This is a genomic window from Roseovarius sp. EC-HK134, from assembly GCF_902498815.1.
Lineage (GTDB): Bacteria > Pseudomonadota > Alphaproteobacteria > Rhodobacterales > Rhodobacteraceae > Roseovarius > Roseovarius mucosus_A.
This window is the reverse complement of record NZ_LR701544.1, coordinates 1,362,987-1,376,941: the sequence shown is the minus strand read 5'-3', so window position 1 is coordinate 1,376,941 and position 13,955 is coordinate 1,362,987. Positions and strand designations below refer to the sequence as shown.

12 protein-coding genes and 1 pseudogene are annotated in these 13,955 nt (G+C 62.2%); 9 read left to right on the top strand and 4 right to left on the bottom strand.

Annotated features, from left to right (window positions below; all coding sequences use genetic code 11):
- Nucleotide 1: 1 nt before the first annotated feature.
- On the bottom strand, nt 2-1,009 hold the full coding sequence (locus tag GC127_RS10570) for a MoxR family ATPase (protein WP_151977803.1): 1,008 nt from the start codon (nt 1,007-1,009) through the stop codon (nt 2-4).
- Between the two features lie 69 nt (nt 1,010-1,078).
- On the opposite strand from GC127_RS10570, the gene GC127_RS10565 reads away from it, so the two are divergent.
- Complete coding sequence (locus GC127_RS10565; RefSeq protein WP_151977805.1) at nt 1,079-1,660, top strand: DUF1285 domain-containing protein; 582 nt, start codon at nt 1,079-1,081, stop codon at nt 1,658-1,660.
- Here GC127_RS10565 and GC127_RS10560 read toward each other — a convergent pair.
- A complete protein-coding gene (locus GC127_RS10560) occupies nt 1,657-3,291 on the bottom strand; it encodes a hypothetical protein (RefSeq protein ID WP_151977807.1) in 1,635 nt (544 codons plus the stop codon). The two genes, GC127_RS10565 and GC127_RS10560, sit on opposite strands and share 4 nt — an antisense overlap.
- On the bottom strand, nt 3,288-3,983 hold the full coding sequence (locus GC127_RS10555; RefSeq protein WP_008281377.1) for a thiamine diphosphokinase: 696 nt from the start codon (nt 3,981-3,983) through the stop codon (nt 3,288-3,290). Before GC127_RS10555 ends, GC127_RS10560 begins: the two co-directional genes overlap by 4 nt.
- Before the next feature lie 148 nt (nt 3,984-4,131).
- On the opposite strand from GC127_RS10555, the gene GC127_RS10550 reads away from it, so the two are divergent.
- The 8 genes from GC127_RS10550 to GC127_RS10515 all read left to right on the top strand — a co-directional run bounded on the left by GC127_RS10550 (nt 4,132) and on the right by GC127_RS10515 (nt 12,960).
- Nucleotides 4,132-6,138 carry a hypothetical protein gene (locus GC127_RS10550; protein ID WP_254700056.1) on the top strand — a complete coding sequence of 669 codons (2,007 nt, stop codon included), beginning with the start codon at nt 4,132-4,134 and terminating at the stop codon, nt 6,136-6,138.
- A 138-nt stretch (nt 6,139-6,276) separates the two neighbouring features.
- On the top strand, nt 6,277-7,647 hold the full coding sequence (locus GC127_RS10545) for a hypothetical protein (protein ID WP_151977809.1): 1,371 nt from the start codon (nt 6,277-6,279) through the stop codon (nt 7,645-7,647).
- Between the two features lie 94 nt (nt 7,648-7,741).
- A complete protein-coding gene (locus GC127_RS10540; RefSeq protein WP_151977811.1) occupies nt 7,742-9,040 on the top strand; it encodes an ABC transporter substrate-binding protein in 1,299 nt (432 codons plus the stop codon).
- 27 nt (nt 9,041-9,067) lie between these two features.
- Nucleotides 9,068-9,679, top strand: a complete 612-nt coding sequence (locus GC127_RS10535) for a hypothetical protein (RefSeq protein ID WP_008281373.1) — start codon at nt 9,068-9,070, stop codon at nt 9,677-9,679.
- Nucleotides 9,680-9,703: 24 nt separating this feature from the next.
- Nucleotides 9,704-10,630: a branched-chain amino acid ABC transporter permease gene (locus tag GC127_RS10530; RefSeq protein WP_008281372.1), complete on the top strand. Its 927-nt coding sequence runs from the start codon at nt 9,704-9,706 to the stop codon at nt 10,628-10,630.
- Entirely contained in the window at nt 10,627-11,559 is a 933-nt protein-coding gene (locus GC127_RS10525; protein WP_151977813.1) for a branched-chain amino acid ABC transporter permease, read from the top strand. Before GC127_RS10530 ends, GC127_RS10525 begins: the two co-directional genes overlap by 4 nt.
- Nucleotides 11,559-12,281: an ABC transporter ATP-binding protein gene (locus tag GC127_RS10520; RefSeq protein WP_151977815.1), complete on the top strand. Its 723-nt coding sequence runs from the start codon at nt 11,559-11,561 to the stop codon at nt 12,279-12,281. Before GC127_RS10525 ends, GC127_RS10520 begins: the two co-directional genes overlap by 1 nt.
- A complete protein-coding gene (locus GC127_RS10515) occupies nt 12,265-12,960 on the top strand; it encodes an ABC transporter ATP-binding protein (protein ID WP_151977817.1) in 696 nt (231 codons plus the stop codon). The genes GC127_RS10520 and GC127_RS10515 overlap by 17 nt, the downstream gene beginning before the upstream one ends.
- A gap of 167 nt (nt 12,961-13,127) precedes the next feature.
- On the opposite strand, the pseudogene GC127_RS10510 reads toward GC127_RS10515, so the two are convergent.
- Nucleotides 13,128-13,868, bottom strand: a pseudogene (locus tag GC127_RS10510) (calcium-binding protein); the annotation flags it as partial.
- Between the last annotated feature and the right edge of the window lie 87 nt (nt 13,869-13,955).

Below are 13,955 nucleotides of genomic sequence, written 5' to 3'. Positions count from 1 at the left end.
CTCAGGCGGCGGCCTGCACGCGGGTCACATCCTCGACCGTACGGGCAATCAGCGCAGGCAGGCTCTCGCCCCGCGCGCGCGCCGCGAAATTCAGCGCCATCCGGTGCCCCAGAACCGGCTGCGCCATGGCAGCCACGTCGCTGGCATCAGGCGCAAGCCGCCCTTGCAGCATCGCCCGCGCCCGTACGGTCAGCATCAGCGCCTGCGCCGCGCGCGGCCCCGGCCCCCAAGCCACGCTCGCGCGCACCCCATCGGCGGCGCTGGCATCCTCGGGGCGGCAGGCGCGCACCAGATCGAGAATCGCCTCCATCACCTTTTCGCCCACTGGCATCCGGCGCAGCATTTGTTGCGCGGCAATCAATTCGGACGGGGTAAAGACCCCATGTGCCGCCTCTTCCGTAGCGCCCGTGGTCGCCAAGAGGATCGCACGTTCGGTATCGCGGTCCGGATAGGGCACTTCGATCTGAACAAGAAAACGGTCCAACTGTGCCTCGGGCAGCGGATAGGTGCCTTCTTGTTCAATCGGGTTCTGTGTCGCCAGCACATGAAACGGCGTACCCAGCGGACGGCTGACACCGGCCACCGTCACGGTGCGTTCCTGCATCGCCTGCAACAGCGCGGATTGGGTGCGCGGGCTGGCGCGGTTGATTTCATCCGCCATCAAAAGCTGACAGAACACCGGCCCCTCGATGAACTTGAACGCGCGCTTGCCATCCTCGGCGGTTTCCAGAACTTCGCTACCCAGAATGTCGGCGGGCATCAGGTCTGGCGTGAACTGCACCCGGTTGGTGTGCAGGCCCATGACCGTGCCCAATGTCTCGACCAGTCGCGTCTTGCCCAGACCGGGCAGACCGATCAGAAGGCCGTGACCCCCGCACAAAAGCGCCGACAAGGACAGGTCGACAACCCGCTCCTGCCCGATGAACCGGCGGGTGATAGAGGCCCGCGCTTGGGCCAATTTGCCCTCCAGCGCCTCCAGACAGGCCAAGAGATCAGTGTCATCGGTCATGGCAAAACTCCCGTCAGACCTATATCATTCTGTATGAGTGTATAGCTTGGGACAGAAATGGCAAAAGCAATGAGCAAAGATTCCGTCACAAGCCCGTCAGCCGAAGGCATCGCCGCCTCTGCGCGGGCGGTGCGGGCCAAGGGCAAAGGGCTGCCGCCGGTGCATTTGTGGAATCCGCCGTTTTGCGGCGATCTGGACATGCGGATTGCGCGCGATGGCACGTGGTTCTACCTTGGCACGCCCATCGGGCGGCCCGAACTGGTGCGGCTTTTCTCCACCATCCTGCGCCGCGATGGCGATGATTACTTTTTGGTCACTCCGGTTGAAAAGGTCGGAATCACCGTCGATGACGCACCCTTTGTCGCAGTGGATTTCGAAGCTGAAGGCAGGGGGGCCGCGCAAACCCTGCGGTTTGAAACCAATGTCGGCGACCACGTGACCGCCGGCCCCGATACCCCCATCCGCGTCACGCGCGACCCCGAAACCGGCGAACCGTCGCCTTATGTGCTGGTGCGCGCCAATCTTGAGGCGCTGATCGACCGCAAAAGCTTTTACCGCCTTGTCGAGATCGGCGACCGGCACGACGGCTGGTTCGGGCTTTGGTCCGGCGGCGAGTTCTTTCCGGTCATCCCAGAGGCGGAATTGCCCTAATCCTTACTGCGCAACGGTGAGCGCTGAATGACGAACACCGTCAAGAGCGGCAGGCCGACCGTGATGAGCGTTACGGTGATCAACAGCATCCCCAAGGCGCTGTAATCCGCCGGTGTCGTGATCTGCCCGGTTGACGCATCCCGCACCTCGCGCGTCACGATGAAAACCTCGTTGAGATATTTGGTCAGCAGCGAACTCGCCGACAGCGCCAGATTCGTAAAGGATGCCATCACGGCAAAGAATGTCGCCTTGAGATTATCCGGCGCATTGCGCGCGATCCAGGCCAGCATCGGGATCATGGCAACCTGCCCCAGAGGCGATTCAATGGCTGTGTCTAGAATGGCGATGAACCGGGCATCGACGATGCCGCCTGTCATGGCCGCCGTGATCTCCTGCACCCCATAAAAAAGCCCGATGTTGGGCAATGACAGAATGCCCCCCGCCAGTGTGAGCAGCACCACGATATAGACGATGCTGCGATGCGCCATCAGCGGGCGCAGGATCACCATGCCCACCAACGTCAAAACAGAGGTGATGAGGGACAGCACCGACAGGAACTGTTGATCGAACGCCAAAAGGTCGATCGAGAACCACGTATAGCCATCACCCGGACGCGGCGTGGCGCGGAACATGAAGATGATGATCGCCGTGCCCACCAATGTGCGCGCCTGCGCCACCGGCAGAACCGCCACAAGCTGCCGCATCAGCAAAAGCACAATCGCCATGGACCCCGCAAAGATGATCTCTTGCCCAAAGGGGATGTCGCTCAGGCCGATGGTCAGCGACAGCGCCACAAATCCCGCCCCGCCAATGAAATACCAAGGGTTCGCCTGCGTCTTTTCGCCGGGACGCTCAAAGAGGGTATCGGCCTCCGCCTCGCTCAGCCCGGTTTGGCGCAGGCCACGGCGCAGGCGATGTTTCTGCCATGCCGCCAACAGCACACCCGACACCGACACCAACGGAATAGACAGGGCTGATAGATAAATGAGCGCATAGGTGGCGCGTTTGGCCTCTGGCCCCAACTCCTCGATTCCGGCGAACATGTAGATATTGAGCGCGGCCACTGCGAGTGTGCCGGAAATCAGCGCAAACCGCCCCAGCGTCTGCATCGTGGTATGCAGCGCCCGCGACCTGTCCAGATCAATCGCTTGGCCCTCTGCATCAAATCGCGGCACCGCCTCGACCGACATCGCATCAGCCACCGCGTCCTGAATGACCAGACCACATGGGGCCAGAAGGTACGAGGTCACATACCACGCCCCCATCGGCATGATCGCCACCATCGCCTCGGTCCGGGTCAGCAGTAGATACATGATCAGCACCGACAGCCCGATCAGCCCCGCACCAAGATAGATCAACAGCCATTTCCACCGCCAGATGATATCCACCAGATGCCCAAGCGGCATCTTGAGCGCCCAGGGCAACCCCGCCCAGAATGCAAGACCCGCCAGATAGGCCGCCGAAAGGTCGAGGTATTCTTTCACAAAGAATGTGCCGACGATCATCGTCAGCCCGGAAAACCCAGCCGCGAAATAGACCATCAAAGGTGGCAGAAACGTCCAGCGCATCTGCCGCCCAAGATCAAAGACGACGGCATCGGCCCATGTCATCAGGCGCTGTGTCAGGGTCATGCGCGGTCGCCCTCTTTGCCGGGGCTTGGCCAATAGGCCTGCGTGGCACGCAACGCCCCCACCGTCATATCGAGCATCTCAAGCGGCAGGATGACCAGCAGCTTGGGGGCGGTCACCGCAAGATGCACCGGCCCAAGCGCCGCATTTGACGTGGCGATACGCCCGTCCGGCGCAAGGTTGAGCCCGCCAATCGGCCATTTCAGCCCCTGCGACACCCCTTCAACCGCGCCCATCGGGAAAAGCGAGACGCGCACCCCCTCTGGCAGCGGCAGGTTCAGCGAGGGCGGACAAAGAAACATCAGATCCCGCTCCCCCAAAAGTATACAGCGCTGCCAGGGATGGCGCGCCAGCGCGGTGCAGGCCGCCAGTTGGTGATCCATCCGGTCGCCACAAAATCCCAGTCCAAGGATAAGCGGTGCCGCAATCGCCCTCAGGCATTTCTCGAAATCCGTCGTATCCTGATCGGGGTCCGGAAACTGCGCCGCTTCTGGGATCGCGGCACGCGCCGATTGCGAAATACTGTCGAAATCACCAATCACAGCGTGCGGTGTGATCCCATGCTGCAGCGCACTATCCGCCCCGCTATCCGCCGCAATCACAACCCGGGCAAGCCGGAGCACTTGGTTAACCTGACCTTCGGGCAGAGAGGCCCCGCCGATCAGGATTACAGGTTCTGTTTCGCGAACAATCATCAACTTTACCTGTTATCGTTGCGTTAACGTACCTGATGTCACATTCTGAACACGAAATGATACGGTAAAAATCTAAGAATCGGACCGCTTTGGTCTATGGCGTCATGGTAAACCCTGTCTTTGCAGGCAAGCAAAGCGAGCGCATATTATGGTTGGTTCAAACAAGATACTTACGGTCTCCTACGGCACATTTTCGTGCACATTAGAAGGCTTTGACGATTCCTTTGATACAATGAAGGCGATTGCGGAGTATTTTCGCGATCTGGCAGCGGATGACCGGTATTTCGGAGCAGAGCCGCCAACCCCTGATGCCGAGATGCTGGCGCGAATCGCCGAGCGGGAAATCGCCCGGCGCGTCGAGGCCCATGAAGAGCGAGGCAAAATCGTTCTGCGCGCCGCGAGCGAGCAAGCGGTGGTGCGCGCGCCCTTGGTGGCCCCCACCCCAGAGGTTGCCGCCGAACCGGAACACCCCGAAACCACACCCGAGATGCCCCAAACCGCCCCTGTGCCGCCGGCCATGGCCGAGGCTGCGCCGGAGATGGTCGATACCGACGAGGCGGAAGAAGAGCTTGCAAGCCTGCCAGACACACCCGCCGCTGTCGCCCAAGAGCCCGTAGCATACGAGGCCCCGATTCAGCCCGAGGGGCTAGAGCAAGAGCCGCAGATCATCCATGCGGCATCTGCCCCGGACAGCGAGAGCATCGCCGCCAAGCTGAGCCGTATCCGCTCGGTCGTGGCGCAGGACGCAGAGACCGCAGACTCTGAATACACCGAAGATGAACACGCGCAGGATTTCCTCGATACCGTTGCCGAGGATCTAAGCGCCGTCATGGCCGAGGATGATCGCAACGAAACCGTCACGGTCGAAGAGGCCGAAGACGAAGATCTGGATTTCGACGCCATCCTATCCGCCGAGCCAGTGCCCACGCCCGAACCGCAAGAGGTGCTGACCGAAGAGGAAACAGAGGCAGAAGTGGCCGAAGCCGACGACTTTGAGGATACTCTGGCCGCGCTGATGGCGGATGCCACACCGACCGAGACCCCAGAGACCAAGCCCGAAACGCCCCCCCTTGCCCGCGTGATCAAGGTCAAACGCACCGAGTTTGAGGCCGCCGTCGCCAAAGGTATCTTTGAAGAGGATGACGACGACGATTTCGACGACGACGAAGACAATCTCTTTGACGCCGAGACCAGCATTCTCAGCCCAGAGGAAGAGGCCGAGTTGCAGCGCGAACTCGCCGAAGTCGAGGCCGAATTGGCCCTCGAAAGTGCCACGACAGCCGACCCAGAACCAGAGGCAGACATCCCGACGCAGGGCGCTGAGGCAGACGAAATAGACGTAATCGAGGACATCGAGGACATCGCCGCCGAGGCCGAGCAGACCCCGCCGCTTGCCACTGACGAAGACGAAGACGAAGATGAAGACGACCAGAACGAGGGCGCGATGACGCCTGCGCAAGAGCAGGGCATGCGGCGCTTTGAAGACGCATCCGGCTCCAACGACCTTACGCGCATCTTCGACAAGACCGACACCCAGCTTGAGGCGCCCGCCTCCAGCCAGCGGCGCAACGCCATCCAGCATCTGCGCGCCGCCGTGGCCGCCACCCGCGCAGAGCAGAGCGCGGGATCAACGCTGCGCGAGAATGTCGATGATACCCCCTATCGCAGCGATTTGGCCAGTGTCGTGCGCCCGCGCCGTCCGCAGATCGCTTCCCCGACAGAGCGGTCTGCCCGCCCCGAAGAAAGCCGCCCCGCACCACTCAAGCTGGTGGCGGAACAGCGGATCGACACACCGCGCGCGCCCATTCGCCCGCGCCGCATCTCTGCCGCCGATCTCGAAGTGGAGAGCACGACATCCTCCAATGAGGGCAACTTCACCTCATTCGCCGAAGAAGTGGGCGCAAACAGCTTGCCCGACCTTCTCGAAGCGGCGGCGGCCTATCTCTCGGATGTCGAAGGACGTCCGCAATTCTCGCGCCCGATGCTGATGGGGAAACTCAAAGAAGTCGAGCAAGAGCGCTTCTCGCGCGAGGATGGCTTGCGCTCCTTTGGGCAACTGTTGCGTCAGGGCAAGCTGCAAAAGCTGGCCGGTGGCCGGTTTGCAGTGACGGACGTGACAGAATTTCGCGCGACAGGACACCGCCACGCGGGGTAGGCGCGACAGGTTTGTGTGGTGAACGGTACGCCCCCGCGCCTCTGGTGCGGGGGTTTTCGTTTGTCTGGGGCGATTTCCCCCTTTCCCGCAGGTTGGGGACAGGTCAGACTCGGCTGGGCGGGAAAACGGGGCAGGCATATGCGCGCGATCATGCTGAGCGGAGGACTTGCTAGCCTAACGGCGGGGGCCGTCTGGGCGCATGCGGGCGAACAGGGGTTTGTCCTGCTGTTGCCTACAGATGTTTACATCGCTGCCGGGGGCCTTACCGTGGCGCTGACCGTGGCGCTCTTGGCCATTCTGCCGGGGGAATTTGCCGAACGGTTGTTCCGACCCATCGGGATTGCCCGCCTGCGCCCCTCTGATTTTGCACGTTATTTCACCAGTCTTGCAGTGTCAGCCCTGCTGGGTTGGCTGGTCTGGCGGGGGTTGACCGGGCCGGGTGATCCGGGCGTCAACCCCTTGCCGCTGGCGATCTGGGTGGTGTTCTGGATTGTGCTGGTCACGGTTCAAGGGGTGGTTGGGGATGTCTGGCGTTGGCTTAATCCTTGGGTGGGGGTGGGTGTCTTGCTGCGCCACCTCACCGGGATGCGCGCACCCTTGCGCTATCCCCGCGCCTTGGGCCATTGGCCTGGCGTATTGGGTTTCCTTGCCTTTTCCGGGTTTCTTCTGGCCGATCCGGCCCCTGCCGATCCGGGGCGGCTGGCGGTGGTGGTGGGCTTTTACTGGTATGCCATGCTGGCCGGGCTGATGCTTTTCGGCCCCGCCTGGCTGGTGCGGGCCGAGGCACTCACAATGTTGATGCGCGCCTATAGACGGATGAGTTTTCTGGGCTTTTCAAACGGTTGCATTTCCATTGGGCTGCCCGGCTGGAAGATTGCAAAAGGCCGCACCGTCAGCTTGGGGCTGGCTTGCTTCTGTCTGATCCTGCTTGGCTCTGGCAGTTTCGATGGGATCAATGAAACATTCCTCTGGCTGGGCATTCTGGGCCTGAACCCGTTAGAATTTCCGGGCCGCTCTGCAGTCATCTCCCCCAACATCTTGGGGTTAATTTTAGCCAACATCGCACTTATTGTGGTCTTTGCCACCGCCCTTTGGCTGGGTGAGCGGCTGGCAGGGGGGCGACCGCGCGCCTTGCGCGGGCTCTTTTGCCTCTATGCGCCCACCCTGCTGCCGATCGCTCTGGCCTATCACATTGCCCATTACCTGACCGCGTTTCTGCTTGATGGACAATATGTTCTGGCCGCCATTGCACGGGCGCTGGGCCTTTCAGACCTTACAATTTCCGCCGGATTCCTGAACACCCCCGGACCGGTCAAGCTGATCTGGATGACGCAGGCGGGCGCCGTGGTCGCAGGCCATGTGATCGCCATTCTGCTGGCACATGCGCTGGCGATGCGCGCAGGCGAAGGGCGGCGGCGCGCCGTGCTGGGACAGGTGCCGCTCGCCCTTTTCATGGTGGCCTATACTGTCTTTGGCCTCTGGCTATTGGCGACGCCGCGGGGGGCGTGACACGTTAACCGCTGGACAACCCCTAGGGGCTTGCGCAAGGTATGCAGGTGCGGCATTTGCCCTGTAAGGGCGATTGATCTTTGGAGGATGCGCGATGAACACCCCGAAACATGGCCAGCAAACCGGGCCAAAAACCGGCATCACGCGGCGCGGGGCCCTTGTCGGTGGCGTTGCGGCGGCAAGCCTGCCGCTCTGGGCGCGCTACAGCCATGCGCAGACCGCAGCCCCCATCAAAATCGGCTTTCAGGTGCATCGCACCGGCATCGGTGCCGCCTATGGCCGCTGGTATGACCGCACCACGCAGGCGGCGGTCAAGCTGATCAACGAGGGTGGCGGCATCAATGGCCGCATGGTCGAGATTGTCGCCGAGGATGACGGCACCGACCCCAAGCGCGGGGCCGAAGTGGTCGAGAAATTCGCCAATCAGCATGGCTGTGACATCGGGTTTGGCACGCTTTTCAGCCATGTCGTCATTGGCTCTGCGCCGCGTGCGGGCGAATTGAAGCTGCCGTATTTCGTGGTCTCCGAAGGGCATCACGTCGCCTCTGGGATGCTCAACCGCTACACGCTGCAACCGGGCATCACAGATGTCAAAAGCCAGGTTCAGGCGATGGCGCCCTATGTGGCGGCGAACCTTGGCAAAAAGGTCACGATGGTCTTCCCGGACTTCGCCTTTGGTCACGATCACCGCGATTTCTTTACCCAAGCGATCGAGGCGCAGGGCGGCGAGGTGCTGGCACATATCGCAATCCCGCCCTCGGAAACCTCATTCACCAAGTATTTCCCCAAGATCCCGCGTGACACCGAAGTGCTTTATCACGTCATGGTCGGGCCTGCCGTGCTGACCTTCGTCAAGGAGCTGGGCGAGTTCTTTGGTGGGCAGGGTCCGGCACTCTTCGGCTTTATTGACAGTCTAGAGGCGGTGGCGATTGACAGCCCCGGTCTGGAATTCCTTGAAAACAGCTATTTCTGGGAAGGCATGTGCCGCGATCAGCAACCGGACGAAAGCGCGCATGAAACTGCCTATCGTGCGGCGGTGGGTGTTAACGAGCGGGGGTCGTCGATCAGCGACCCGCGGGACGTGTCGACCTATGCGCATATGTTTGGCTGCTGGGAAACGCTGCATGTCGTCAAGGCCGGGATGGAGGCGGCGGGCTATACCGGGCCGCAGGACCGTGCCGCGTTGATCGAGGCGGTCGAGGCGATGACAACTCTGCCCGAGAGCCTTGCGCATCCGCAGGGCGACAAGATTTTCAACGGCAAGACGCATCAGGTCTTTGGTCATCAGAATATCAGCCGGGTTGAGGGCGGAAAACTGGTGCGCGTGCATCGCACCTCTATCGAGGATACGCTTTATCCCGATGAGGTGGATTACACGGCTCAGCCCTTCTAAGGCGAGTTTGGCAAGCGGGGCGATAGGGTGAAGCGGAGGCTTGTTCTGATAGGGCTGGCGGCGTCGGTTCTGGCGGGGTGCGGCGCGCCGCCCCCGCCCCCCGAGGCGCAAGAGGTGACGCGGCTTGCGGCGGCGATCCGTGGGCTTGGACCAGACGTAGACCCCGAAGAGGCCGCGCGCGCCGCGCGCATCGCCTATGAGCATACCCACCGCCTTGCGCTGGAATACGAGATCACCGATCCGCCCATTGTGCACAACACCAAGGTCAATATGGGGCTGAAACCACGCGGCCTTTGCTGGCATTGGGCGCGCGATATGGAGGACCGCTTAAAGCTCGAGGAATTCCAGACGCTTGATCTGCACCGCGCGGTGGCCAATGCCGAGAATGCCTTTCGGTTGGAACACAGCACCGCGATTGTCAGCGCCAAAGGCGATGATTTTCGCAAGGGCATCGTGCTGGACCCGTGGCGTCGGGGCGGTCGGCTGACTTGGGCCCCCGTCACCGAGGACCGCGCCTATAAATGGGAGCCCCGCAACGAGGTGGTGGCCCGCGCGCTAGAGCGCAAGCATGGCCAGATCGTGACCCTGACCGATGATGACCGCATCCTGATGGGCGGGTTGGAGTTTGCCGCGCAATGACGTGGCACCGCACATGGCCCTAGGATGGAGTTAGGCCCCTATCTCGTTCTGGCCACGCTCGAGGGCGCGGTGACTGCGGCAGTGCTGGCACTGACGGCTGTGGGGCTCAGCCTTGTGTTTGGCGTGATGCGGGTGGTCAATATCGCGCATGGCGAGTTTTTCATGCTGGGCGCGGTGCTGGCGTGGTGGATCGCGCAGAGCGTGGTGGGGCATCCCGCCATCGGCTTTGCACTGGCGCTGGTGGCAGCGCCACTGATCGTGGGGGCGCTGGCGGTGGCCGCCGATATGACGATCCTCAAGCGGCTGGAGTATGATCCAGAGCGCACCATCGTTGCCACAATCGGCCTGCTCTATATCATTCAGCAGGTCACACTGATGGGCTACGGCCCGGATGCGCGCCCCGTCGAGGCACCGTTCAACACGCGGATTGCACTTCCGTGGTTTGAACATGGGGCCGAGGGCTGGGCGATGATCTGGCCTTGGGGGCTGGGCACCACCACTTACAAACTGGCGGTGATCGGTGCAGCGGTGGTGCTGCTCTGCGCCGTCTGGGCCTTGATGACCCGCACCCGCATCGGGCTGGTCATGCGGGCCACGCAGGCGGATCGCGATATGGCGCTGGCCTTTGGCATCCCGGTCGAACGGGTTTATGCGCTGGTCTTTGGTCTGGGGGCCGCGCTGGCGGCGCTGGCGGGCGTGCTGATCGTGCCGATACAACAGGCGCATTACCTGATGGGCGCGGACCCGCTCTTGCTGTCGTTTATCGTGGTGATCATCGGCGGACTAGGAAGCCTGCCCGGCACAGTGCTGGCGGCGGTGCTGATCGGCCTCAGCGACGGGATCATCTCGGTCTTTTTCTCGCCCACGCTGGCCAAGATATTGGCGACGCTGCTTGTAGGTCTGGTTCTGGTATTCCGCCCACAGGGTCTATTCGGGGGGCGCAGCACGTGAGGGTCTATGCCCTGCATGTCGGGCTGCTGGCTCTGCTCTTGGCGCTGCATTTCGTGCTGCCTGCCTATCACCACGGCAATCTGGCGCGGGTGATGGTGCTGGCGAGTTACGCGATGGGCTATAACCTCATGTTCGGTTACACGGGGCTGCTCAGCTTGGGCCATGCGCTGTTTTTCGCGGCGGGGATGTATGGGATGGGCCTCGGCGTGCAGCATCTGGGGCTGACACCGGCACCGGCGCTGATCCTTGGGGTGTTGGCCGGGGCGGCGGTGGCGGGCGTGTTGGCAGCGCTGGCGCTGCGCACGGCCGGGGTGGCCTTTATGATCGTGACGCTGATGTTCGCGCAGGCGGGCTACCTCACCGTGCTCTATTTCGGGGCGCTGACGCGGGGCGATGAGGGGTTCGTGATCCAACAGACACAGCGGATGCTCTGGGGTATCGACCTGAGCGATGAGGGCAATCGCTATCTCGCGGCGCTGCTCCTGTTCGGGCTTTGCCTGCTGCTTTGCCTCTGGCTGGTGCGGTCGCCCTTTGGCCGGGTTCTGGTGGCGATCCGCGAGAATGAAGAACGGGTACGCATGCTGGGCTATGACGTCTTCGCCCATAAATTCGCGGTCATGGTGATTTCGGGGACGATGGCAGCGGCGGCGGGGGCAGCGTATGGCCTCTTGTTTGGCTATGTGGGGGCGACATTCGCCTCGGTGCAGTATTCGATCTTTCCGCTCTTGTGGGTGCTTTTGGGCGGGGCGGGCACGGTGCTGGGGCCATTCATCGGCACGCTCTTCATGTTCTACCTGATTGACCTTAGCTCGGGCGTGACCACGGCCTATATGCTCATCGCCGGTGTGGCGCTGGTGGCACTGACGCTCTTTGCGCCGCAAGGGTTGATGGGCGACGTGCGGCGACGGTTCTGGCGGGGGATGCCGTGATGCTGCTATCCACGCGGGGGCTATCCAAGAATTTTGCCGGGTTGCGCGCGGTCGAGGACGTGGATTTCGACCTGCCCAAGGGCGAGATTCGCGCCCTGATCGGCCCCAATGGCGCAGGCAAGACAACGCTGGTGGGCATGATCTCCGGGCGTATCGCCCCGAGTGCGGGGCGGGTAAGCTTCGATGGGCAAGACATAACTGCCCTGCCCGCGCATCGGCGGATGCAGTTGGGCATGGCCTATACGTTTCAGATCACCTCGGTTTTTGGCCGGCTCAGTGTGCGGGAAAACGTAGCCCTTGCCGCGCGTCGGCATCTGCATGGCGCGGCGGTAGAGACCGCTGTCGATCAGGCGCTGGCGCGGGTCGGGCTGGCAGAGCGCGCCGGCCAAGAGGCGGGCGGTCTGGCCTATGGGCATCAGCGCCTCTTGGAGATTGCGATGGGCCTTGCCCAATCCCCGCGCCTCTTGATCCTAGACGAGCCGACACAAGGCCTTGCCGAGGGCGAGATCGACAGCTTTCTGCGCCTGATCCGCGAGGTGGCGCAAGAGGCGACCATCCTGCTGATCGAGCATAACATGCGGGTGGTGATGGATCTGGCGGACCGGATCACCGTGCTGGATGGTGGCCGGGTGCTGGCCGAGGGGACACCTGCGGAAATCCATGCCAACCGCGCGGTGCAGGCCGCCTATCTGGGGGGCGTGTCCGATGCTGCGGCTGGATAGGGTCTGCGCGGGCTATGGTCGCGCGCAGGTGCTGCGCGATCTGAGCCTAGAGGTGCAGGCGGGTGAAATCCTGTGCCTTTTGGGGCGCAATGGCGCGGGCAAAAGCACGACAATGCGCGCGATCATGGGGCTCTTGCCGCTTATCTCCGGGTCAATCTGGCTGGGACAGCAACAGTTGAGCACGCTACCCGCGCATCAGGTGCCCCGCGCCGGTGTGGGCTATGTGCCTCAGGGGCGGCGGCTCTTTACAGACCTGACCGTGGCGCAGAACCTTGAAATTGGCCTCATGACGCGGCAAAGCGGGCCAGAGGTGCGCGCAGAGGTGCTGGCGCTTTTTCCCCGCCTGCGCGAGCGGTTGGGACAGAAGGCGCAAACCCTCTCGGGGGGCGAACAACAGATGCTCGCCATGGCGCGCGCGCTCTGCCTGCGCCCCCAAGTTCTATTGCTCGACGAGCCAACCGAAGGGTTGCAGCCCTCGATGATCGCGGCCATTCGCGAGGTGATTGTGGGGTTGCGGGCATCTGGCGTTGCGGTTCTGCTGGTCGAACAACGGGTCGATGCGGTGCTCGATGTGGCCGACCGGGTGGCCTTTCTCGAGAATGGCACGGGCGGGGCGGTGATGACCGCCCAGGCGCTGCGCGCCGACCGCAGCCTCGTGGATCGTTACGTCGGGGTTTAGCGCAGGTTGTACAAAAGGCACTTGGCTGTGCGCTTGTCGCAGATGCGCAGGGGCACCGCGCATCTGTCGCTCGGATAGCCTGTCGGCAACTACCTATGGCTTCAAAAGGTCTCTGGTTTCAAAAGGATGCGCGATCTTAACGACGATCACGCATCCTTTTATGTTTTTTAGAGGAACTGGAAGTCGTCGACCCCCAGCACAGAGGCATCAACACCCTCCAACAGAATGATCTGACCGTTCACATTGATCTGCGCGCCTTCATCTGCCTGGGTAATACCCAACGCATCCACAAAGCCCTGCAAACCATTGCCCCCGTTGCTGATGTTCACCTCGCCGGTATCGGGATTGACGATCCGGATCAACAAGCGGTCCGTGCCATCCTCGAAATCGGTAATAACATCAAGCTCACCGTCAACGAACGCGCTGAAGACAAAGATATCCGCATCTGCGCCACCGGTCATGATGTCATTTCCAGCGCCGCCGTTGATCGTATCATTGCCGGTGCCGCCATCAATCACGTCGTTGCGCCCACCCCCAGCGAGGAAGTCATTGCCTGCCCCACCGCTGATGTCGTCATCGCCTTCACCGCCACCGATCTGATCATTACCAGCGCCGCCGTCGATCGTATCACGCCCGGCACCGCCGCCAATTTGATCGTTTCCGACCCCGCCATTAATCACATCGTTGCCAAAGCTACCAGAGATCGAGTCATTGCCGTCGCCACCGTCCAGTGTGTCGTTGCCAGCACCACCGGCAACCACGTCAGCGCCAGTGCCGCCCGACAGTAAGTCGTCGCCAAAGCCACCACCCATGGTGTCGTTGCCATCGCCACCGTTCAGCGTGTCATTGCCCAGACCGCCCCCCAGAGAGTCATTGCCAGCGTCGCCGTTCACAACGTCATCGCCATCCCTGGTCTGCCCCCATTTAGTGGCCCGGTTTAAATGTTAGTGCATGGTCGGTTGATCCGAACCCCAACTTTGGACCGCCCGAAGGCA

What these genes read in the sequence shown, in the direction of transcription:
- GC127_RS10570 (WP_151977803.1), bottom strand. Translation starts at nt 1,009, where the DNA reads ATGACCGATGACACTGATCTCTTGGCCTGTCTGGAGGCGCTGGAGGGC.
- GC127_RS10515 (WP_151977817.1), top strand. Translation starts at nt 12,265, where the DNA reads ATGCTGCGGCTGGATAGGGTCTGCGCGGGCTATGGTCGCGCGCAGGTG.
- GC127_RS10545 (WP_151977809.1), top strand. Translation starts at nt 6,277, where the DNA reads ATGCGCGCGATCATGCTGAGCGGAGGACTTGCTAGCCTAACGGCGGGG.
- GC127_RS10555 (WP_008281377.1), bottom strand. Translation starts at nt 3,983, where the DNA reads ATGATTGTTCGCGAAACAGAACCTGTAATCCTGATCGGCGGGGCCTCT.
- GC127_RS10540 (WP_151977811.1), top strand. Translation starts at nt 7,742, where the DNA reads ATGAACACCCCGAAACATGGCCAGCAAACCGGGCCAAAAACCGGCATC.
- GC127_RS10565 (WP_151977805.1), top strand. Translation starts at nt 1,079, where the DNA reads ATGAGCAAAGATTCCGTCACAAGCCCGTCAGCCGAAGGCATCGCCGCC.
- GC127_RS10560 (WP_151977807.1), bottom strand. Translation starts at nt 3,291, where the DNA reads ATGACCCTGACACAGCGCCTGATGACATGGGCCGATGCCGTCGTCTTT.
- GC127_RS10530 (WP_008281372.1), top strand. Translation starts at nt 9,704, where the DNA reads ATGGAGTTAGGCCCCTATCTCGTTCTGGCCACGCTCGAGGGCGCGGTG.
- GC127_RS10550 (WP_254700056.1), top strand. Translation starts at nt 4,132, where the DNA reads ATGGTTGGTTCAAACAAGATACTTACGGTCTCCTACGGCACATTTTCG.
- GC127_RS10520 (WP_151977815.1), top strand. Translation starts at nt 11,559, where the DNA reads ATGCTGCTATCCACGCGGGGGCTATCCAAGAATTTTGCCGGGTTGCGC.